This window comes from Thiomicrorhabdus immobilis (assembly GCF_021654855.1).
Lineage (GTDB): Bacteria > Pseudomonadota > Gammaproteobacteria > Thiomicrospirales > Thiomicrospiraceae > Thiomicrorhabdus > Thiomicrorhabdus immobilis.
On the sequence record NZ_AP024202.1, the window covers coordinates 470,254 to 490,481 of the forward strand.

19 protein-coding genes are annotated in these 20,228 nt (G+C 42.7%); 13 read left to right on the forward strand and 6 right to left on the reverse strand.

All coding sequences use genetic code 11. The features are described from left to right. Nucleotides 1-106: 106 nt before the first annotated feature. Nucleotides 107-1,072, reverse strand: coding sequence for an octaprenyl diphosphate synthase (gene ispB, locus L6421_RS02020; RefSeq protein WP_237262396.1), 966 nt, complete (start codon nt 1,070-1,072; stop codon nt 107-109). 371 nt (nt 1,073-1,443) lie between these two features. Between ispB and rplU the strand changes: the two genes are divergently transcribed. The 8 genes from rplU (at nt 1,444) to L6421_RS02060 (ending at nt 9,419) form a co-directional block, all read left to right on the forward strand. Continuing rightward, complete coding sequence (rplU, locus tag L6421_RS02025; RefSeq protein WP_237262435.1) at nt 1,444-1,758, forward strand: 50S ribosomal protein L21; 315 nt, start codon at nt 1,444-1,446, stop codon at nt 1,756-1,758. A 66-nt stretch (nt 1,759-1,824) separates the two neighbouring features. Next, on the forward strand, nt 1,825-2,082 hold the full coding sequence (gene rpmA / locus L6421_RS02030; protein ID WP_029406786.1) for a 50S ribosomal protein L27: 258 nt from the start codon (nt 1,825-1,827) through the stop codon (nt 2,080-2,082). 233 nt (nt 2,083-2,315) lie between these two features. After that, entirely contained in the window at nt 2,316-3,395 is a 1,080-nt protein-coding gene (gene cgtA, locus L6421_RS02035; protein WP_237262440.1) for an Obg family GTPase CgtA, read from the forward strand. Between the two features lie 34 nt (nt 3,396-3,429). Then, nucleotides 3,430-4,554 carry a glutamate 5-kinase gene (gene proB / locus L6421_RS02040; RefSeq protein WP_237262441.1) on the forward strand — a complete coding sequence of 375 codons (1,125 nt, stop codon included), beginning with the start codon at nt 3,430-3,432 and terminating at the stop codon, nt 4,552-4,554. 283 nt (nt 4,555-4,837) lie between these two features. After that, nucleotides 4,838-5,128, forward strand: a complete 291-nt coding sequence (locus L6421_RS02045; RefSeq protein WP_237262442.1) for a co-chaperone GroES — start codon at nt 4,838-4,840, stop codon at nt 5,126-5,128. A gap of 72 nt (nt 5,129-5,200) precedes the next feature. Next, nucleotides 5,201-6,832: a chaperonin GroEL gene (gene groL, locus L6421_RS02050; RefSeq protein WP_237262443.1), complete on the forward strand. Its 1,632-nt coding sequence runs from the start codon at nt 5,201-5,203 to the stop codon at nt 6,830-6,832. A gap of 338 nt (nt 6,833-7,170) precedes the next feature. Further along, nucleotides 7,171-7,905 (forward strand): glutathione S-transferase, encoded by a 735-nt coding sequence (locus tag L6421_RS02055; protein WP_237262444.1) that lies wholly within the window; start codon nt 7,171-7,173, stop codon nt 7,903-7,905. Between the two features lie 95 nt (nt 7,906-8,000). Further along, nucleotides 8,001-9,419, forward strand: a complete 1,419-nt coding sequence (locus L6421_RS02060; RefSeq protein ID WP_237262445.1) for a sensor domain-containing diguanylate cyclase — start codon at nt 8,001-8,003, stop codon at nt 9,417-9,419. A 13-nt stretch (nt 9,420-9,432) separates the two neighbouring features. Here L6421_RS02060 and msrQ read toward each other — a convergent pair whose 3' ends face one another. Both msrQ and msrP read right to left on the reverse strand, forming a co-directional pair. Continuing rightward, complete coding sequence (gene msrQ, locus L6421_RS02065) at nt 9,433-10,020, reverse strand: protein-methionine-sulfoxide reductase heme-binding subunit MsrQ (protein WP_237262446.1); 588 nt, start codon at nt 10,018-10,020, stop codon at nt 9,433-9,435. A gap of 72 nt (nt 10,021-10,092) precedes the next feature. Next, a complete protein-coding gene (gene msrP / locus L6421_RS02070) occupies nt 10,093-10,989 on the reverse strand; it encodes a protein-methionine-sulfoxide reductase catalytic subunit MsrP (protein WP_237262447.1) in 897 nt (298 codons plus the stop codon). A gap of 194 nt (nt 10,990-11,183) precedes the next feature. On the opposite strand from msrP, the gene argC reads away from it, so the two are divergent. From argC to L6421_RS02085, 3 genes are all read left to right on the forward strand, one after another. After that, nucleotides 11,184-12,227, forward strand: a complete 1,044-nt coding sequence (argC, locus tag L6421_RS02075) for an N-acetyl-gamma-glutamyl-phosphate reductase (protein ID WP_237262448.1) — start codon at nt 11,184-11,186, stop codon at nt 12,225-12,227. Nucleotides 12,228-12,348: 121 nt separating this feature from the next. Continuing rightward, nucleotides 12,349-12,690 carry an iron-sulfur cluster insertion protein ErpA gene (gene erpA / locus L6421_RS02080; protein WP_237262449.1) on the forward strand — a complete coding sequence of 114 codons (342 nt, stop codon included), beginning with the start codon at nt 12,349-12,351 and terminating at the stop codon, nt 12,688-12,690. 78 nt (nt 12,691-12,768) lie between these two features. Next, complete coding sequence (locus tag L6421_RS02085) at nt 12,769-13,947, forward strand: citrate synthase (RefSeq protein ID WP_237262450.1); 1,179 nt, start codon at nt 12,769-12,771, stop codon at nt 13,945-13,947. A gap of 166 nt (nt 13,948-14,113) precedes the next feature. On the opposite strand, the gene L6421_RS02090 is transcribed toward L6421_RS02085, so the two are convergent. The 3 genes from L6421_RS02090 to L6421_RS02100 form a co-directional block, all read right to left on the reverse strand. Then, complete coding sequence (locus L6421_RS02090; protein ID WP_237262451.1) at nt 14,114-15,241, reverse strand: anhydro-N-acetylmuramic acid kinase; 1,128 nt, start codon at nt 15,239-15,241, stop codon at nt 14,114-14,116. Then, nucleotides 15,242-16,543 carry a peptidoglycan DD-metalloendopeptidase family protein gene (locus tag L6421_RS02095; RefSeq protein ID WP_237262452.1) on the reverse strand — a complete coding sequence of 434 codons (1,302 nt, stop codon included), beginning with the start codon at nt 16,541-16,543 and terminating at the stop codon, nt 15,242-15,244. A 154-nt stretch (nt 16,544-16,697) separates the two neighbouring features. Continuing rightward, nucleotides 16,698-16,952: a sulfurtransferase TusA family protein gene (locus L6421_RS02100; RefSeq protein ID WP_237262453.1), complete on the reverse strand. Its 255-nt coding sequence runs from the start codon at nt 16,950-16,952 to the stop codon at nt 16,698-16,700. 228 nt (nt 16,953-17,180) lie between these two features. Here L6421_RS02100 and glyQ point away from each other — a divergent pair, with 228 nt between their 5' ends. Together glyQ and glyS are read left to right on the forward strand one after the other, a co-directional pair. Then, complete coding sequence (glyQ, locus tag L6421_RS02105; protein ID WP_237262454.1) at nt 17,181-18,098, forward strand: glycine--tRNA ligase subunit alpha; 918 nt, start codon at nt 17,181-17,183, stop codon at nt 18,096-18,098. Beyond that, nucleotides 18,098-20,179 carry a glycine--tRNA ligase subunit beta gene (gene glyS / locus L6421_RS02110; protein ID WP_237262455.1) on the forward strand — a complete coding sequence of 694 codons (2,082 nt, stop codon included), beginning with the start codon at nt 18,098-18,100 and terminating at the stop codon, nt 20,177-20,179. Before glyQ ends, glyS begins: the two co-directional genes overlap by 1 nt. Nucleotides 20,180-20,228 lie beyond the last annotated feature (49 nt).

A 20,228-nucleotide genomic window follows, 5' to 3' on the forward strand; every position in this document is an offset into this window, starting at 1 on the left:
AGGTGAGTTACCTGCTTTGCTTGTAACTGGATTGATCATGATAAAACCCTTTTTCAATGGTATATGAAAAAGGGTTTTTTAATGGCTGGTCTTTTATTAGGCAGGTTTAGTGTGAACGGTTTACAGCTAAGTCGGCTAAAGAACAGAGCGCTGTTTTCAGGTCGTTGGATTCTAGAACGTCTAACGCAGATTTTGCGAGTTCGGCTTCTTTTTGTGCAATCTCTTGGGTGTAGGCGATTGCGCCAGAGGCTTTGATGATTGCCGTGACTTCATCTAGAAGCTTGATGCCTTCTGTTTCGATGGCTCTACGGATAATGGTTTTCTCATCGTCACGACCATTTTCGAGCACGTAAATCAATGGTAAGGTCGGTTTACCTTCCGCTAAATCATCACCGATGTTTTTCCCCAGCTCTTCTTCATTGGCGGTGTAATCCAAAGCGTCATCAATTAACTGGAAGGCCGCACCCAGGTGTTTTCCGTAAGCGACAAATGCGTCTTCCAGTTCTGGCTTGTTGGCTAGGATTGGACCCATTTGAGTGGCCGCTTCAAATAATTTTGCGGTTTTACGGTGAATCACTTCCATGTAACGTTCTTTAGTGGTGTCGGCATCATGGCAGTTTAACAGTTGCAGAACTTCACCTTCAGCAATCACGTTGGTCGCTTCGGACATCACTTGCATGATTTTCAGTTCGCCGGGTTCAACCATCATTTCAAAGGAGCGTGAGTATAGGAAGTCGCCGACTAATACGCTGGCGGCATTTCCCCAAACTTCGTTGGCTGTTTTGTTACCGCGGCGAGTATCCGATTCATCAACAACATCATCGTGAAGCAAAGTAGAGGTGTGGATGAACTCAATGACCGCCGCCATTAATTGATGATTGGTACCAGTATAACCACAGGCACGCGCACTTAATAAAACCAGTAAAGGGCGTAAGCGCTTGCCACCACTATTAATAATGTAATGCCCTATTTGGTTGATGAGGACAACGTCTGATGAGAGTCTGTCTAGGATTAACTGATCAACAGCGTGAATATCTTCTTGGATTAAGGCACGAATTTCAGATAGTGTCATGGCGAGATAGGCAATTTGCCTTCCAGGTATTAATAAAAAACGCTATTTTAGTATGAATGGGATGTTGAAGCTAGTATTAGCGAATCCATCATTCTATTTTAGATAAAATCAGTGGTTGAATGGAGTTGAATTTCGAATGAAAGGCTTGAAATCGCCCTGTAGGATGTCTAAAAATAATTGAATATTTTCAAACTGTTATCCGGTTTTTATGTAAAATGCGCGCTGCAGATTAACTAAAGACTCTTGCCAGGCCTGGTAAGTTAAAAATATTTATAATTTATTTTGACCTTATCTAAAAAAGCTTATATAATTCCGCTTTCGCTAAATTAGCGGCTTATTAAAAAGAATATAGATATCCGGGAGATATAGTTATGTATGCAGTTATTAAAACCGGTGGTAAGCAGTATAGAGTTCGTGAAGGTCAAATCTTACGTATTGAATCACTAAACGCAGAAGCGGGTGATGCAATTGAGTTTGACGAAGTATTGATGGTAGGTGAAGGCGCTGATGTTAAAATCGGTATGCCTGTTGTTGAAGGTGCTAAAGTTGCAGCAACTGTTGAATCAAACGGTCGTGGCAAAAAAGTAACTATCATCAAGTTCCGTCGTCGTAAGAACCGCTCTAAGACTAAGCAAGGCCACCGCCAAAACTACACTGAAGTTAAAATCGGTAAGATTTCAGCTTAAAATTTGAATCTAAAACGGCTGTTACTTCTGAGTAGGGGGTAACACTGTTAACAAAAGGACTATACCATGGCTCATAAGAAGGCAGCAGGTAGTACTAAAAACGGTCGCGATTCTAATGCCAAGCGACTAGGTGTGAAAGCATTTGGTGGTCAGCAAGTTTCTGCTGGAAGCATTATCGTTCGTCAGCGCGGAACTAAATTCCACCCTGGTGAAAACGTTGGTCGCGGTAAAGACGATACCTTATTTGCGAAAGCAGACGGAGCAGTAGCATTCGTTTCTAAAGGTAAGCCTGTACGTACTTACGTAACAATCGTTTCTGAATAATTTCAGCTTCTATTGTTAACAAAACGCCCCGCTTTGACGGGGCGTTTTCGTATGTAAAAGAAAAATTTTAATCCGCTTGAAAATAGGCTTACAGAAATTGAAGCAAAAAGCTTAAAATAAACGCTTTATATCAAATGATTTTCTAAACTGATTATTTGTATTGTTATAGTCATTTTATAAAATCAAAAAATAATACCGCTCATTAGTGGTCAACCAAAGGAAAGGGTGCATTCATGCAATTTGTAGATGAAGCTAAAATTCACGTAGAAGCAGGCCGTGGCGGAAACGGAGTGGTGAGTTTCCGCCGTGAAAAATATATTCCTTTTGGTGGCCCAAATGGCGGTGATGGCGGTGATGGCGGTAGTGTCTATCTATTGGCTGACCGCAATCTGAATACCTTGGTGGATTTTCGTTTCACCAAAAACTACAAGGCTCAAAACGGTCAAGGTGGAATGGGGCAGCAAAAAACCGGTTGTGCCGGTGAAGACCTGATTATCACCGTGCCGGTTGGAACCACGGTTTATGACGTGCACGCAGACCAGATTATTGGCGATTTAACCGAGCACGGTGAGAAACTGTTGGTTGCAAAAGGCGGGCTTCACGGTTTAGGCAATATACACTTTAAAAGTAGTAAGAACCGCACGCCACGCCAATGTACCCCTGGTGAAGATGGCGAAGAGCGCGAGTTACGTTTAGAGCTTAAAGTGCTTGCAGATGTTGGTTTGTTAGGCATGCCTAATGCCGGTAAGTCGAGTTTAATCACTTCGGTATCTGCTGCACGTCCTAAGGTGGCTAATTACCCGTTTACCACACTTTATCCTAACTTGGGTGTAGTTGCGGTTTCTCCTGAAACCAGTTTCGTGATTGCGGATATTCCTGGTTTGATTGAGGGCGCGGCAGAAGGAGCAGGCCTGGGTATCCAATTCTTGAAGCATTTGTCGCGTACCGGGTTGTTGTTGCATGTGGTGGATATTGCGCCAATTGATGGTTCTGATCCTGTTGAAGATATCAAAATCATTCAAAAAGAGCTGGAAAAATACAGTGAGGAGCTTTCGGGGAAAGAGCGTTGGTTAGTGTTGAATAAAATCGACCTGTTGCCTGCAGAAGAAGTGGATGAACTTTGTCAGCGAATTGTTGATGAAACGCAGTGGCAAGGTGAAGTTTATGCTATCTCAGCGGTTCAGCGTGAAGGCACCCAGAAACTGGTAAATGATATTGCTTATAAACTGAATCAAAATCGTATTGAGGCTCAAGCTCAAGAAGAGCATGAGCAGCCGGAGCGTGCTCAAATTGATGAAGATTTCGATTTTTAAATTTGTCTGTTATTGTTAGGAAGCTTAAGAGTAAATGCAACGTTCTGATTTAAAAAATACCAAACGCTGGGTGGTTAAAATTGGCAGTGCTCTATTAACCAATGATGGTCAAGGTCTGAATCGTGAGGCTTTAGCCAGTTGGGTTGCTCAAATGGTTGAGCTGAAAAAACAAGGTATTGAAGTTGTGATTGTCTCTTCAGGTTCGGTTGCTGAAGGCATGAAAAGACTCGGATGGAATACGCGTCCCAAGTTGTTGAATGAGTTGCAGGCAGCGGCTTCAGTCGGTCAAATGGGGTTGATTCAGGCCTATGAGTCAAAGTTCTCCCAGTATGATATCCACTCAGCGCAAATTCTGATGACACATGACGATTTATCGAATCGTAAGCGGTATTTGAATGTCAAAAATGCCATTGAAACGCTGTTGGAATATGGGGTGGTGCCGATTATCAATGAGAACGATACAGTGGTCACCGATGAGATTCGTTTTGGTGATAATGATACTTTGGCCGCGTTGACTGCGAACTTAATTTCCGCTGATGTATTGGTTATTTTAACCGACCAAAAAGGCTTATATAACGACAACCCGCGTGAAAACCCTAATGCCGAGTTGATTTCTGAGGCACGGGTCAGCCGTAAAGATATTGAAGCGATGGCAAGCCCTGAGGGTGGTGCTCTTGGTAAAGGTGGAATGTATACCAAAGTGATGGCGGCTAAACGTGCGGCACGTTCTGGTACGGCAACCTTAATCGCTTCAGGACACGCAACGAATGTTTTACCAAAGCTATTCAACGGTGAGGCGGAAGGGACTTTATTGATTCCTGATTTGGAGCCATTAACGGCACGCCAGCAGTGGTTGGCTGGGCATCTTCAGGCGAAAGGCTCTTTGGTGCTGGATGATGGGGCGGTAAATGTGTTGCGTAGCTCTGGTAAAAGTTTATTGCCAATTGGTGTTAAATCGATGCGAGGGAGTTTTCTGCGTGGTGAAATGGTGGTTTGTTTTGATGAGGCCGGTCAAGAAGTCGCGCGCGGTTTAATCAACTACTCTTTCACCGAAGCCAATAAGATTATGGGGCACCCTAGCCAGGATATAGAATCTATTTTAGGTTTTATTGAGGATGAATCTCTTATTCATCGCGATAATATGGTTCTAAGCGAATAACTCTTATCACGTGATATTTAATGTGAGTTCTTTAAGGCTAAACTTTCGTTTAGCCTTTTTATTTTCAGATTCTGAACTTATTTTTACTGTAAACACTTGAATCCTAAAGATTCAGCCTTATATTTTGTTGACAGATGAAGATAGATGACTAAAATTATTAGCACTCTCGATGTAAGAGTGCTAATTGAGATATGGACCACTTTATTTCTTAAGCGAAAATTAAGATAAAAGTGGTTTTACAGTTTGTACTACTATGAAATTTATAAACTTTTAGGAGAAACCTATGAATATTAAACCATTACAAGACCGCGTTGTTGTTCGTCGTGTAGAAGAGCAAAAAGAATCAGCTGGTGGAATCATTCTTCCAGGTTCAGCACAAGAACAGCAAAACATTGGTGAAGTGGTTGCAGTGGGTCCTGGAAAGGCATCTGATTCAGGCGCTATTATCGCTATGACCGTTAAAGTTGGTGATAAGGTTATGTTCGGTCAGTATGCCGGTCAAGAAGTTAAAGATGATGCTGGTCAGCCAGTCATGATTATGCGTGAAGACGATATCGTTGCGATTATCGACTAATTAATATTTAAAACGAATATTTAACCCGTTTATACAGTATTAAATACAGAATTAAATAAAGGAATTAGAAAGATGGCAAAAGACGTCAAATTTGGTTTAGATGCACGTGAGTTAATGGTTGATGGTATCAACATCCTTGCAGATGCGGTAAAAGTAACTTTAGGTCCTAAAGGTCGTAACGTTGTATTGGAAAGATCTTTTGGTTCACCATTGGTCACTAAAGATGGTGTGTCGGTAGCGCGTGAAATTGAACTTGAGAACAAGTTCATGAACATGGGTGCACAAATGGTTAAAGAAGTTTCTTCACAAACCAATGATGTAGCTGGTGACGGTACTACAACAGCGACGGTTTTAGCTCAAGCAATCGTTCGTGAAGGGATGAAGTCTGTTGCTGCAGGTATGAACCCTATGGATTTGAACCGTGGTATCCACAAAGCCGTAGATGCGGTTGTCGCTGAAATCAAAGCAATGGCTCAGCCTTGTACGACTTCTGAAGCAATTGCTCAGGTAGGTACTATCTCTGCAAACTCGGATGCGGCTATCGGTAAGATGATTGCGGATGCGATGGAAAAAGTATCGACTGAAGGTGTTATCACGGTTGAAGAAGGTTCTTCACTACAAGATGAATTAGTAGTTGTTGAAGGGATGGAATTTGACCGTGGTTACCTGTCTCCTTACTTTGTTACCAACCAAGAGAAAATGGTTGCTGAATTGGACAACCCATTCATCTTGTTATATGACAAAAAAATCTCAAGCATCCGCGACTTATTACCAACGTTAGAAGCGGTATCAAAAACAGGTCGTCCGCTACTTATCATCGCTGAAGATGTTGATGGTGAAGCTTTGGCAACATTGGTTATCAACAATATGCGTGGCATCGTTAAGGTGTCTGCGGTTAAGGCGCCTGGTTTTGGTGAGCGTCGTAAAGCGATGATCCAAGATATGGCTATCCTAACAGGTGGTACAGTGATTTCTGAAGAAGTGGGTCTATCATTAGAATCCGTTACTTTAGACATGTTAGGTGAAACTAAGTCAGCGGTTGTTGGTAAAGATACAACTAAGTTGATTGATGGTGCGGGTGCTAAAGAAGATATCGAAGCTCGTTGTGCACAGATCAAATCACAAGTAGCAACCACAACGTCTGAATACGATTCTGAGAAATTGAATGAACGTCTAGCTAAACTTTCTGGTGGTGTTGCGGTACTTAAATTAGGTGCGGCGACTGAGATGGAAATGAAAGAGAAGAAAGACCGTGTTGATGATGCACTTCACGCAACACGTGCAGCGGTTCAAGAAGGGATTGTTGCAGGTGGTGGTGTAGCATTGGTACGTGCTTTATCTAAAGTTGACGTTAAAGGTGATAACGATGACCAGAACGTAGGTATTCAGATCGCTTTACGTGCCATGCAAGAGCCAATGCGTCAAATCGCAGCTAACTGTGGTTTAGAAGGTTCTGTTATCGTGAACAAGGTAATGGAAGGTGAAGGCCACTTTGGTTTTGATGCGGCTAAAGAAGAGTATGTAGACATGATTGCAGCGGGTATTATCGATCCAGCTAAAGTAACACGTTCTGCACTTCAAAATGCAGCGTCTGTTGCTGGTCTAGTTCTGACTACAGGTGCGGCGATTGCGGATATTCCTGCGAAAGATGGTGGCGCGGCAGATGCGGCGGCTCAAGGTTACGCACCAGGCGGCATGATGTAAATTTTTTGTTTGAGAAGCTCATTTTTACGCCATCTTCTGCGTTGATAATTTGCTTCCGATGCTCATGGACTTAATGTCCACTCGGCTCTGGCGTCCTGCTTTGCTCTAACAACCACATCCGTGTGGTTGTCCGCTTCGGATTAAATTCTCGTCTTGAGGCTAACGCAAAACTGAACTTCTCAATTCAGAAATTAACATTTTGTTGATTAAAAAGCTCGAATTTACAGGTTAAGTTCGGGCTTTTTTATTATTTAAATCTTATAAATTAAGAATGGATTCAAATTACCAGGCCTGGTAATTTGAATCTGTTTTTAAATAAAGTTTTTAGAAGAAAATTCATGGATAAACACCCTATCTTATACTCTTATCGTCGCTGCCCTTATGCGATGCGTGCCCGTATGGCGATTGCTTTTTCGGGTGTGCAAGTAGAGCAGCGTGAAATCGTCTTTTGGGATAAACCTGAACAGATGCTGTTAGCCTCCCCAAAAGGAACGGTACCGGTTTTGATTTTGCCGGATGGCCAAGTCATTGATGAAAGCCGGGATATTATGTTATGGGCACTTAATCAGGATGAGAAATCTTACCAGGCCTGGTTGTTTACGGAAAACGCTCACGAGCAAGCCCAAATCAACGATTGGATTGATGCTTGCGACAATGAATTTAAAACGCATTTAGATCATTACAAATATGCTGATCAGTACCCAGAATATTCCGAAGAGCATTATCGTGAGCTAGGCTGTGATTATTTAAGGAAGTTGGAAAACGCCATTAAGGAAAACTCTCAGTCCGACAATATTGATTCCGAATTTACCTTGATTAACGGTCGAATCACCATGGCCGATATCGCCGTGTTTCCGTTTGTCCGCCAATTTGCAAATGTGAATAAAGACTGGTTTGCACATTCTGACTTTGTCTATTTACAGCGTTGGTTAGAGAAGATGTTGGCTCTGCCTTATTTTGTATCGATTATGAAGAATCGGCCGGTGTGGAATCCATCTCATAACGCACTATGGGTGGATGAACCCGAGTTGATTTATAAAAATCAATTTGTCGCTAAAGCCGAAGCTAGCTAAGGTCGCTGTTAATCAAGTTTGTATTGACTTAATAATCTGTTTTATGGCAATGTGAATCGAATAGTGCCTGCCTGGTACCAAGTTAGGAGATTTGGATGGAGCGTATTCGCTCAAAATCGATGTTTATCTTGATTATGTTGGTCGTTTTGACGGTTCTGACAGTTTTGCTGTGGCAACGCTATAACTCTGAGGTGAAACAATTTTCTGAGCTCCAGCAGACCTTGATGCAACAACAGGCTTATCAAACGGCTAAAGATATCAAAAACCAAGTGAATATCTATCGAAATCAAATGGCGGCGATTAGCCTAGACCCGTCCTGGATATCCAATTTATCGCTATTTCGAGATATGACGGTTCTCCAAAAGAGTATGCATGACCGACTCCAGCTGTATTTCCCCAATATGTATGCGTTTTCCATCGCTGATGATAACGGTGCTCAATTAGGCGGGGATATTGAGCTGTTTGTAGCAGATGTGTGTCAGGCGGATATCTCTAATTTGGCAACGATGTTTAATCCCCAAGTACCTTATTTCGATTATGAACCTTATATTCATCCAAAAGACGGGGCTTATCACTTTGATGTCATGATTCCGATTTTTGTGCAGGGCAAAAAGTTGGTTTTTTTCATGAGTTTCAAAGCGAATATCTTAACCCGTATACTCCATGAGCATATCATCTCTGAGCATCGATCATTTTTGGTGCGAAAGGATATCCCAGATTTGATCGAGGTCAGCGACAAGCATGTCAGAGATGAACTTAAGCGTCCTTTCAGGTTGAGTGAGAGTGAAGTGAAAAGGGTTGCGGCAACGGCATTTGTTGATAATACGAGATGGAAGGTGGTGGTTGTCGAAAACTCAGAAATTATGAACAACTTCAAATATGAACGATTCTTGGATTTCATCATTCTCTTTCTTATTCTGTTTATGTTTTGGATGGCGGTTGCCTGGTTGGGTTTACAGCACGAAACTAGACAAGGGACTCTATTATCCAGGTTGTCCCATCAGTCTTCCCATGATGCTTTAACCGGTTTGGTTAATCGCCGTCAATTGGCCGCAGAGATGGCTAGCGCAATTGAGGACGCTCGTGCTTTAAATACCTTTAGCGCAATTCTATATATGGATTTGAATGGCTTTAAGGAAATCAATGATGAATATGGCCATGATATTGGCGATGCTTTATTGGTGAGTTTCGCACATCGCCTTAAATATCTGGCACGTAATCATGATGTGGTGGCAAGATTAGGTGGAGATGAGTTTGTGGTGTTATTAAAGAATATAGGAACCACTCTAGAGGAGGTTGAGAAGTCGGTAAATGACACTCTAAAGCGTTTTGAGGTTAAGCTTGACACACATTATCGTTTTAAAGATTTGGAACAAACGATAAACTGTCAACCAAGCATCGGTAAAGCAATTATTGATAACCAGGATAGAACGGTGGAAGAGTTGTTGAAAATAGCGGATTACGAGATGTATGAAGCGAAAAGAAGTTTTCATAAATACCGAGAGAATGCTTAATCGGCAATGGCTTTCAAGAATCGAATCGTATTCTGAGCAGCATTAGAATAGCGAATAAACTTAGGTAGATCAAAGGCTGGAAAAGGTCGGCTTTTACCAATAAAGCGTAATGCAGAATCCCTAAAAAAGTCAGGGTGTAAATCGCTTTATGTAACGTTTGCCAATGCCTTTTTAGGCGTTTTTGCCAGCTGGCTGTTGATGTTATCGCTAGCGGGATTAGCAGTATCAACGAAACCATGCCAATCAAAATAAACGGTCTTTCAATGATGTCGTTGACGCTATCTGTCAACGAAAGCCCCATATCAAAGACCAAATAGGTCGCCAAATGTAATAACGCATACCCGAATGCACTTAAACCCAAAACCCTTCTCACTAGATGCATTGGCATAAGCCATCGATTCCAATTCGGTTTAAAGAATTTTTGAATCGGGGTGATGCTTAAGGTTAAGAGTAAAAAATAAATCGTCCAATCTCCGGTGTGATGCTCTAGAAATTCCACAGGGTTGGCGCCGAGTTCATCGTTCAGAAAACGCCAGGCTAAATCCCAAGCGGGTAGACTACACAACAAGCTGAATAAGAAGACTTTTAGGGCTGTCGTCATTAACTGGATTTACCTTGATTTTAAGATGAAGTTTTTATGATTCTGATTCATTTTTAGGATTTAATCGTTTTTTTAAAAGTATTTTTTTAAATCCATGCCTTTATAAAGGCCTGCCACTTCGTTTTCATAACCGTTAAACATCAAGGTCTTTTGTTTAAAGAAAGAGCCTAAGGGGCGCTCCTTGGCTTGCGACCATCTTGGGTGTGACACATTGGGATTCACATTCGAGTAAAAACCATATTCAGATGGGGTTGCGACCATCCAACTACTAAACGGTTGCTTCTCAACTAGGCGAATTTTGACAATGGATTTACTGCTTTTAAAACCATATTTCCATGGAACCACTAACCGTATAGGGGCGCCGTTTTGGTTTGGTAATGCTTCACCATAGATGCCGGTAGCCATTAAGGTTAAGGGGTGCATGGCTTCGTCCATACGTAAACCTTCTCGGTATGGCCAGTCTAAAATTCTAAAACGTTGTCCAGGTAGATTGGAATCTTCAATACTGACAAATTCAACAAATTTTGCTTTGCTTGTGGGTTGAACCTGCTTTAACAGTTTTGCCAAAGGAAAGCCAATCCATGGAACCACCATTGACCAACCTTCTACACAGCGAAAACGGTAAATACGCTCTTCTTGTTCAAGTTTAAGCAGGTCATCCATATCAAAGGTAGTGGGTTTACTGCATTCCCCTTCAATAACGACTTTCCAGTTGTCGGTGTTTAATTTATCGGCATTCCGAAAAGGGTCTTCTTTTGAGGTGCCTAGTTCGTAAAAATTATTGTAATGGAGTGCGTGCTCAGGGTCGGTAAGTTTTAAACGGGGTTGATAGTCTGGATTTTTTGAAAAGTCCAATGCATTGGCGATAAAAGGCGTCCCAAGCAGGCCTGCAGCCGTTAAGCTTTTTACAAATTGACGACGATTTAAGTATAGATTTTGATCGGTTACTTGGTTTTCTGTCAGTTTCATCTTAATGGCTTCCTGCTTTACTAAGTGTTTGGATTGAAAGAATTCAAGCGGATTCAATTATCGGCTTTAATCAAAAGACCTGTATGACCGCAAAAACTTTCAAATAAACCCGATTATAGCAGTCAAAAGTTTTATTCAAGCGATGGATGCTTGTAAAATAGTCATACAGTTTTAAATCTTAATAGAGAATCGAAATGGCAAAAGTAAAAGTAGGTATTGTTGGTGGTACGGGTTACACCGGTGTTGAATTGTTACGGCTGTTAGCAAACCATCCAAATGCAGAAGTTGTGGCAATCACTTCACGTAGCGAAGCAGGTATGCCTGTTGCAGAAATGTTTCCCAATTTACGTGGCTTTTACGATTTAGCTTTTTCGGAGCCTAATCCTGATGTGTTGAAAGCGTGTGATGTGGTGTTTTTCGCAACCCCGCATGGTGTGGCCATGAGCATGACTCCTGATTTGGTTGAAGCCGGAGTTAGGGTCATTGATTTGGCCGCAGACTTCAGGATCAACGATTTAGAGGTTTGGGAAGATTGGTATGGTATGTCACATGGTTGTCCTTCAATTATGGATGAAGTGGTATACGGTTTACCGGAGATGTTTCGTGAGAAAATCAAAGAAGCCCGCGTTATCGCCAATCCTGGTTGTTACCCCACTGCGGTTCAGCTAGGTTTTCAGCCTTTGTTGAAGGCCGGCCTGGTGGATATTGATCATTTGATTGCGGATGCTAAGTCGGGGATTAGTGGTGCAGGTCGAGGTGCAAAGGTAGAGTCTTTGGCTGCAGAGACCAGTGAGGGGTTCAAAGCGTACGGTATCAATGGACATCGTCATTTGCCTGAAATCGTACAAGGTTTAAATGCGATGGTTGGCGGTAAGGTGAATTTAACATTCGTTCCTCACTTGATTCCGACTATTCGCGGTATCGAAGCCACGTTATATGGAAAGTTGACCAAAAACGTCTCACAGCAAGAGTTACAGGAATTGTTTGAAAACACTTATTGTGAAGAACCTTTTGTCGATGTAATGCCTGCCAATAGTCAACCTGATACACGCCTGGTTAAGGGGTCCAATATGTGCCGCATGGCGGTGTATCGTCCCTCAGGCGGTGATATTGTAGTGGTCACTTCGGTGATTGATAACCTGGTAAAAGGTGCGGCAGGTCAGGCGGTGCAAAACATGAACATTATGTTTGATTTAGAAGAAAACGCCGGCCTAAATCACGTTGCATTGCTTCCATAAAACTACAAAGAGCAAAATTTAGTTTTTTGTTATAATGACTCTTTGGCTACATTTAATTTGAGTTGAGCAAGTTTTTTAAGGCTTAGTTTGACCAAAAATATAAAAACAAAAGGAAACAGAAATGTCTGATATTCCACAACCACTGGACTTTACCGAAGCTGCGGCACGTAAGGTGAGTGGGCTTATTGAAGATGAGCAAAATCCAAACTTGAAACTTAGAGTTTATATCACTGGTGGCGGTTGTTCGGGTTTCTCTTACGGCTTTACGTTTGATGAAACACAGGCAGAAGATGACACTGTGGTGAGCAAAGATGGCGTGACTTTATTGGTTGATTCGATGAGTTTTCAATATCTAGTCGGCGCTAAGATCGATTATTTAGAAGATCTTCAAGGTGCTCGATTTGTCATTGAAAACCCAAATGCAACCACCACTTGTGGTTGCGGTTCATCTTTTAGCGTTTAATACGTAAATCCAATAAATTCTCATTTATATTCACGCTCTAGACTTTAGTTTAGGGCGTATTATTTTTTAGGGCAGTCTATGCAGTATATTCCAGGCCTGGCAGGTGTTCCAGCCACAGAATCTAAAATTTCTTATATCGACGGACAGAAAGGTTTACTGACTTACCGTGGATATGACATTCAAGAGTTGGCGGAGTTTTCTTCTTTTGAAGAAACTACGTTATTGCTTTTGTTTGGAGATTTGCCGACTGCAGAAGAGCTGGAAAAGTTTGATACCCTGTTAAGAAATAATCGACGTGTGAAATATAACATTCGTGAAATCATGAAGAATTTACCGCCGACAACGCATCCTATGCACATGTTGCAAGTGGTGGTGGCAAGTTTAGCGAGTTTTTACCCAAGCACCGAGTACATGAAAGGTGCTTCTGAAAACCAAGATTATATTAACTCGGTAACGGTAAAGATTATTGCCCATATGGGAACTTTGGTTGCCAACTGGGAGCATATGCGTAATGGTTATGACCCGATTGAGCCTCGTAAAGACCTGAATTATGCCGAAAACTTTTTGTATATGGTCACTGGTGAAGAGCCCGATAAAGATTGGGCTCGTCTGCTGGATGCAATCCTAATTCTGCATGCTGAGCATACCATCAATGCTTCCACGTTTACGACTATGGTTACCGGCTCTACCTTGGCCAATCCATGTTCGGTGATTTCATCGGCAATCGCTTCTCTATCCGGGCCTCTTCATGGTGGTGCAAACCAAAAAGTCATCGAGATGTTGGATGAAATTGGTAGACCAGAGAATGCGCGTGCCTATATTGAAGAGCGCTTGGCTAAAAAACGTGTGATTTGGGGAATGGGGCACCGTGAGTATAAAACCAAAGACCCACGTGCCACTATCCTGCAAAAGCTTTCCTTAGAGCTTCTAGAGAAAAAATCGGGCAACGGTGAATTGAGTTTGGCTTTTGATACGGCAATGGAAGTGGAAAGAGTATGTGAAGAGCTTCTAGGCCATAAAGGTGTTTATCCTAATGTCGATTTCTATTCGGGTATTTTGTATAAGGAGATGGGTTTTGACCCAGGCCTGTTCACTCCAATTTTTGCCGTAGCTCGTTCAGCTGGCTGGATGGCTCATTGGCGTGAGCAATTGCAGAACAATAAAATCTTTAGACCCACTCAGGTTTATACGGGTGCGGGCAAAGCCTGTTATATTCCGGTCGAAAAACGTGGTCAAGGCGATAATGAGTTGTTGTAACAACGGTTGTTGAATTTGTTGTTAGTAACTCTTTAAAATCAAAAAAGCCCAGTAGATACTGGGCTTTTTTGTTGATAAGCAAAAGTTTTGCTGTAGTTTCTATTTAGTTTTCTAGCGGTAATGATAAGCTTGAATTCTAGTTTATGACGGTGTCGTGGTGAGTGTGTTATGGATGCCATATTCCGCCAAGCACGGCATCGCGTTTCGCGCCCGTTACCGCAGCAAGCTCAACGGTCTTGTTGAGTATCCGTTGTTCAGCCAGCCAGCCGCACATCATTGCTTCAACGGCGTTTGGATTAACGCCTATGGTTTCACTGCTTGCTACCTTGTATAGAGGGAGATGCTTCTGCAGTCTTTCTAGTAAGAAATCGTTATAAGCACCACCACCGACTACCCACAGGCTGGCTGCAGAAAGTTCAGAATCGGTTCGTTGGACACTCTCTATTTGTTGAGCAATGCTGATGGCCGTTAATTCACAAAAAGTGGCGAGTTTGTCCTCGCTTGATAAGCGGATGCCGGCATCCTGGATTATTTGATTGACCCATTGGTTATTGAAGGTATCACGTCCAGTGCTTTTAGGGTGCGTTTGTGAAAAATACGGGTGTTTAAGCAAGGTTTTTAATAGGGTTGGGTTGGGTTTGCCTCGGCGCGCATTCTCTCCGGCAGGGTCGAAATGGATATTCAATTCACTATGGCAAATTTCATCCATTAAGGCATTACCTGGTCCGGTATCCCAACCTATCACTTTAAGTGCGCTATCAATGCCAGGCAAAAAACTGATATTGGCGATGCCTCCGATATTGACCGCAAAACTTGGATTCTCTTCTGAGAAAAGCGCTTTATGAAATGCTGGTGCAAAAGGTGCCCCTTGACCATTTAAAGCCATATCGTCGGTTCTGAAGTCTCCAATGGTGGTGATGCCGGTTTGTTTGGCAATAAAAGCCGGGTGGCCGATTTGCAGTGTCATTGGAATCTGCGGCGCATGGTAAATTGTCTGACCATGACTACCTATGGCCGTAATTTCTGAAGAATTGAGCCGATTTCTACTAAGCAGATTTTGGGTTGCTTCGATAAAGGCATCGGCAACTTGTTTGTGCAATAGGCATAACTTTTCAAGGTGGATGTTTGAGTCTTGATTGAGTTTTAACAAGTCCTCTTTAAGTTCATGCGAAAGCTCGGTAGAGCAGAAATCGAGTAATTTAACTTGGCCGTTAGAGGTATCTATCAAAGCCGCATCGACACCATCGGCACTTGTGCCTGACATCAGGCCAATAAAATAGCCTTGTTTGGCCATTTATTCAAAGCTCCTTGCAATGTGTGTATTGCTGTCGATGCGGTTAAGTTGTGTCAATAAGAAATGGCTTTGTTCCTTAAACAGGGCTTTATACTTTTTCGGTATTGGGCCAGAAGCAGGGAATTTCACTTTTAGAGGGTCAACGTGTTTGTTGTTGATGCGGAATTCATAGTGTAAATGCACCCCTGTAGCGAGTCCTGTTTTACCCATGTAACCGATGACATCACCCTGTTTAACAAATTGGCCTTTTTTGTATTTGCCAAATTTATTCAGGTGGCCGTATACCGTCATATATTTTCCAGCATGTTGAACTTTGATGTGATTTCCGTAACCGTTAGCCCAGCCGCGTTGAACAATTTGGCCGTTTCCGGTAACGTGAATCGGGGTGTTGATTGGTCCACCATAGTCGACACCTCGGTGTGAGCGCCATTTCTTCAGGACAGGGTGGAAGCGTTTCGGGTTGAATTTCGACGTGATGCGTACATAGTCAACCGGGTTGCGTAAAAAGGCTTTTTTAAGGTTTTTACCTTGTTCATTGTAGAAGCCAATGATTTCTTTATTGTTCCTTAGAATAAACGCGCTGTGTACATCTGTTCCGCCACCGGTAGTGATTTGAGCCGCCAATATGTCGCCGTCGCCTAGGTATTCACCATTAAGGTAGCGTGTTTCATAGATAACTTTAAATGTATCGCCCTTGCGTAATTCACGAATAAAATCAATATCCCAGGCAAACATGTCGGCTAATTGCATGATGCTTTTTGCGCTTAAGCCTGCACGTTGGGCGGCTAGATAAAATGCACCATCGATTGTGCCATAAGCGGTTTCGGTACGGATTTCTATGGCCGATTTTTTTTCCTGGATTTGGTAACCGGTATCGGTTTTGATCACTTCGTAGGAGAGGGTTCGGCTTTTTGGATAGAGGATTTTTTGTAATTCAGAATCTTTGTCAACCCAAATTGTCAGCTCATCTCCAACACGTAAATTGGTGATTAGATTGCTGTTTTTCAAACGTCCGATATTATAAGTTGTGGTCGCACTGACTTTGGCTTGATCCAAAGCGGTGCTTAAAGAATCGTTCTTGCCGATTTTGATTTTATGAGGTTGCCAATTAGTTTCAGCTGATTTGGTTTTCTCTACGTCTTGGTTGTCATCATTGGTTTCAATCGGTGGAAGGGGGAGGCTTGAGGTTTCAAGCGGCAAGTTGGCTATAGAGGGGGTTGGTAAGAAGCTAATCGCGGTGGTTAAAACCACAAAAGAGATTGCTAATTTGGTAATTTTAGATGCTGATAGCCAGTTCTTCATTTGTATTCTGTGTTTTTAAATTATAAAAATTGAAAATCATTATAACTAAATCTAGCAGGCTCTGAGTAGCTCTAAGGGTCTTTTTTAAGACTATTTCAATTATATTTTAATCCATGTATAAACCATATTTATTGTCATGTGGTTTTAAAGCAATTTAATCCATTTTTACTTGAACTATCAACTCACATCCATAATCGGTTTTGATGGCTTTGACCAGAGTGTGTTTGTTGACTCTGCACCAGCTTGAGATGTCTTTCTCGGCTCCCGGGTCAGTACAGGCGATTTTTAAGGTTTCACCAGGCCTGCTTTTACGAACCTGCTGTTGGAGTTTAATCACCGGCATCGGGCATTTAAGGCCTTTTGCATCGATGGTGATGATTTCGGTTTGGGTCTCTGTGGTTGTTGTCATCGCAAATTCTCGTTAATTCAAAGCCGATTGTCATAAGGGTGAGTTGTGAATTTTGCTTAAAAAGTCACTGCTTAAGGTTTTTAGTGGGTTTTTGTTGGTTTTTGGCCGTGCAAAATACGTTATAATTGTCGGAATTTTACAAGCGAAATCTCGCCATTTGCTAATGGATTTTTACATTTAGTTGGCGGGAATGCAAAGACAAAAATATTCTTTAATGAGGTTTTCACGGTGTCGGCACAAGCAGCAACAGATATTCGTACGTTTCAAGGGTTGATACAAACCCTTCAAGCCTATTGGGCAGAACAAGGTTGTGTGGTCATGCAACCTTACGACAATGAAATGGGAGCGGGGACGTTTCACCCATCTACATTCTTAAGAGCGGTTGGCCCAGAGCCGTGGCGTGCTGCTTATGTTCAGCCTTGTCGCCGTCCAACAGATGGTCGTTACGGAGAGAACCCTAACCGATTACAGCATTACTACCAGTTTCAGGTTATGTTGAAGCCATCTCCAGATAATATTCAAGAGTTGTACTTAAACTCTTTGAAAGTGATGGGTGTCGATCCTTTGGAGCATGATATCCGTTTTGTGGAAGATAACTGGGAATCGCCTACTTTAGGAGCTTGGGGCTTAGGTTGGGAAGTTTGGATGAACGGTATGGAAGTGACCCAGTTCACCTACTTCCAGCAAGTCGGTGGTTTGGAGTGCCGTCCGGTCACGGGTGAAATCACTTACGGTTTAGAACGTATCGCCATGTACCTACAAGGTGTGGATTCAGTGTATGACTTGACTTGGGTCGATGGCCCTGCAGGTAAAGTCACTTATGGTGATGTGTTTCACCAAAATGAAGTGGAAATGTCGACCTATAACTTTGAAAAAGCCGATACCGATATTCTGTTCAGAACCTTCGATGAGTGTGAGCAAATCTTTGCCAAGTTGGTCGAGGATAAACTGCCATTGCCAGCTTACGAGCAGGTGTTGAAAGCGTCACATGCATTCAATATGCTTGATGCTCGTCACGCTATCAGTGTGACGGAACGTGCCCGTTTTATCGGGCGTGTGCGTACCATGGCAAAACAGATTGCCGAATCCTATTATGAAGGGCGTGAAGCGCTTGGGTTCCCGTTAGTTAAAAAGGAGGCTAAATAATGAGTTTAGACAATCTGAAAACCGAAGCCTTTTTAGTCGAAATCGGAACGGAAGAGTTACCTCCAAAAGCGCTGAATAAACTGGCGAATGCTTTTGCTAAAGGCATTGAAGATGGTCTGCAAGAAGCCGAGTTGGCTTATGGGGCAGTCACCATTTATGCGGCACCCCGTCGTTTGGCGGTGATGATCGATGATATGCAATTGGTGCAAGCCGATAAGGTTGTCGAACGTAAAGGACCTGCGAAAAAGGCAGGGTTTGATGCGGACGGTAATCCGACCAAAGCGCTAGAAGGTTTTGCTCGTGGTTGCGGTGCGACAGTTGCTGACTTGATTGAAATTGAAACCGATAAAGGTATCTGGATGGCTTATAACCTTGAGCAAAAAGGTCAGCCAGCAACAGCGTTATTAGCCGATATCGTCAATCAATCTTTGGCAAAACTCCCTATTCCAAAACGTATGCGCTGGGGAAGTTCGGAAGTTGAATTTGTACGTCCGGTACATTGGGCGATGATGCTGTTAGGCAGTGAAGTGGTTCCGGCAACCATCTTGGGACACCAAACTTCAAATACCACACAAGGTCACCGTTTCCATGCACCAGGCCAGCTAACAATTTCTGAGCCAAAAGAATATGTTACAAAATTAGCTGAAGAAGGCTATGTGTTAGCCGATTTTGCGCAACGTTCAGCTCGTATTGCACAACAAGTTAATGAGGTCGCTAAACAAGCCGGTGGTAATGCGGTGATTGATGCGGATCTTCTAGAAGAAGTTACCGCTTTGAATGAATGGCCAACTGCATTAGTCGGTGGCTTTGATCAATCGTTCTTATCCGTGCCTTCAGAAGCTTTGGTTTCGGCGATGGCTGGGCACCAAAAATATTTCCATATGTTGGATGCCGATGGCAAGTTGATGCCTAACTTCATTACCATCAGCAATATTGAAAGTTCCAACCCGGAATCGGTCAAATACGGTAACGAGCGTGTGATCCGTCCACGTTTGTCGGATGCCAAGTTCTTCTGGGATCAAGACCGTAAACAGCCGTTAGATGATTTCCTGCCTCGTTTGAAAACCGTGGTATTCCAACAGCAGCTGGGAACCTTGTTTGATAAGGTTGAGCGTCTAGAGACTCTAAGCGTTAAAATCGGTAAGCCACTTGGGGTTGATGGCGCCTTATGTGAAAGAGCGGCACGTTTATCTAAGTGTGATTTGATGTCGGAAATGGTCGGGGAATTCCCAGAACTGCAAGGTGTGATGGGGCGTTATTATGCAACTGCCCAAAATGAACATGCCGATGTGGCGGAAGCCATTGATGCTCAATATCAGCCTCGTTTTGCCGGTGATGATTTGCCAAATTCCGCTGTAGCGCAAGCTTTGGCGATAGCCGATAAACTCGATACCATCACAGGTATCTACGGTATCGGTCAATTGCCAACGGGCGATAAAGATCCTTTTGCATTACGTCGTGCGGCATTGGGTCTGCTAAGAATCATGATTGAGAAAAATCTAGATTTGGATTTACGCCTGCTGATTCAATTTAGCTTGGAGTTGCATGAGCAAGTCAAGGTTGATGATAAGTTGATCGATGATATCTATGACTTCATCATCAGTCGCTTACGAGCTTATTACGCTGATCAAGGCATCTCGGCAGAACAGTTTGAAGCGGTGCGTGTTTGTCGTCCTGCTCATCCAATTGATTTTGCAAAACGTATTGAAGCGGTTAAACAGTTTAGCCAGATGGACGGTGCGGAGAGCTTAAGTGCAGCCAACAAGCGTATTAGCAATATCTTGAAAAAAGTGGATGATGCTATTGCGGAAACGGTTAGCCCGGAGTTGTTTACAGAACAAGCTGAAATCAATTTGTGGAATGCTTTAGATTCACTGCGTGAGACTGTGAGTGAACAGATTGCGGGACGTGATTACGTTGCGGCGATTTCTGCTTTAGCGACCATCAGGGAAGCGGTTGATGCGTTCTTTGATGATGTTATGGTCATGGCTGACGATGAAGCCGTAAAACAGAACCGTTTGGCACTGTTGAATCAAATCTATCAACTATTCCTTCAGGTTGCCGATGTCTCAAGACTGTAAGTTTTGATTGGTCGGTAGAGAAGAGTTTAAAGGTAAAAAAATTCCCGCT

Excerpts from the sequence above, each read along its gene's own strand:
- ispB (WP_237262396.1), bottom strand. The coding sequence starts at position 1,072 with ATGACACTATCTGAAATTCGTGCCTTAATCCAAGAAGATATTCACGCT.
- rplU (WP_237262435.1), top strand. The coding sequence starts at position 1,444 with ATGTATGCAGTTATTAAAACCGGTGGTAAGCAGTATAGAGTTCGTGAA.
- rpmA (WP_029406786.1), top strand. The coding sequence starts at position 1,825 with ATGGCTCATAAGAAGGCAGCAGGTAGTACTAAAAACGGTCGCGATTCT.
- cgtA (WP_237262440.1), top strand. The coding sequence starts at position 2,316 with ATGCAATTTGTAGATGAAGCTAAAATTCACGTAGAAGCAGGCCGTGGC.
- proB (WP_237262441.1), top strand. The coding sequence starts at position 3,430 with ATGCAACGTTCTGATTTAAAAAATACCAAACGCTGGGTGGTTAAAATT.
- L6421_RS02045 (WP_237262442.1), top strand. The coding sequence starts at position 4,838 with ATGAATATTAAACCATTACAAGACCGCGTTGTTGTTCGTCGTGTAGAA.
- groL (WP_237262443.1), top strand. The coding sequence starts at position 5,201 with ATGGCAAAAGACGTCAAATTTGGTTTAGATGCACGTGAGTTAATGGTT.
- L6421_RS02055 (WP_237262444.1), top strand. The coding sequence starts at position 7,171 with ATGGATAAACACCCTATCTTATACTCTTATCGTCGCTGCCCTTATGCG.
- L6421_RS02060 (WP_237262445.1), top strand. The coding sequence starts at position 8,001 with ATGGAGCGTATTCGCTCAAAATCGATGTTTATCTTGATTATGTTGGTC.
- msrQ (WP_237262446.1), bottom strand. The coding sequence starts at position 10,020 with ATGACGACAGCCCTAAAAGTCTTCTTATTCAGCTTGTTGTGTAGTCTA.
- msrP (WP_237262447.1), bottom strand. The coding sequence starts at position 10,989 with ATGAAACTGACAGAAAACCAAGTAACCGATCAAAATCTATACTTAAAT.
- argC (WP_237262448.1), top strand. The coding sequence starts at position 11,184 with ATGGCAAAAGTAAAAGTAGGTATTGTTGGTGGTACGGGTTACACCGGT.
- erpA (WP_237262449.1), top strand. The coding sequence starts at position 12,349 with ATGTCTGATATTCCACAACCACTGGACTTTACCGAAGCTGCGGCACGT.
- L6421_RS02085 (WP_237262450.1), top strand. The coding sequence starts at position 12,769 with ATGCAGTATATTCCAGGCCTGGCAGGTGTTCCAGCCACAGAATCTAAA.
- L6421_RS02090 (WP_237262451.1), bottom strand. The coding sequence starts at position 15,241 with ATGGCCAAACAAGGCTATTTTATTGGCCTGATGTCAGGCACAAGTGCC.
- L6421_RS02095 (WP_237262452.1), bottom strand. The coding sequence starts at position 16,543 with ATGAAGAACTGGCTATCAGCATCTAAAATTACCAAATTAGCAATCTCT.
- L6421_RS02100 (WP_237262453.1), bottom strand. The coding sequence starts at position 16,952 with ATGACAACAACCACAGAGACCCAAACCGAAATCATCACCATCGATGCA.
- glyS (WP_237262455.1), top strand. The coding sequence starts at position 18,098 with ATGAGTTTAGACAATCTGAAAACCGAAGCCTTTTTAGTCGAAATCGGA.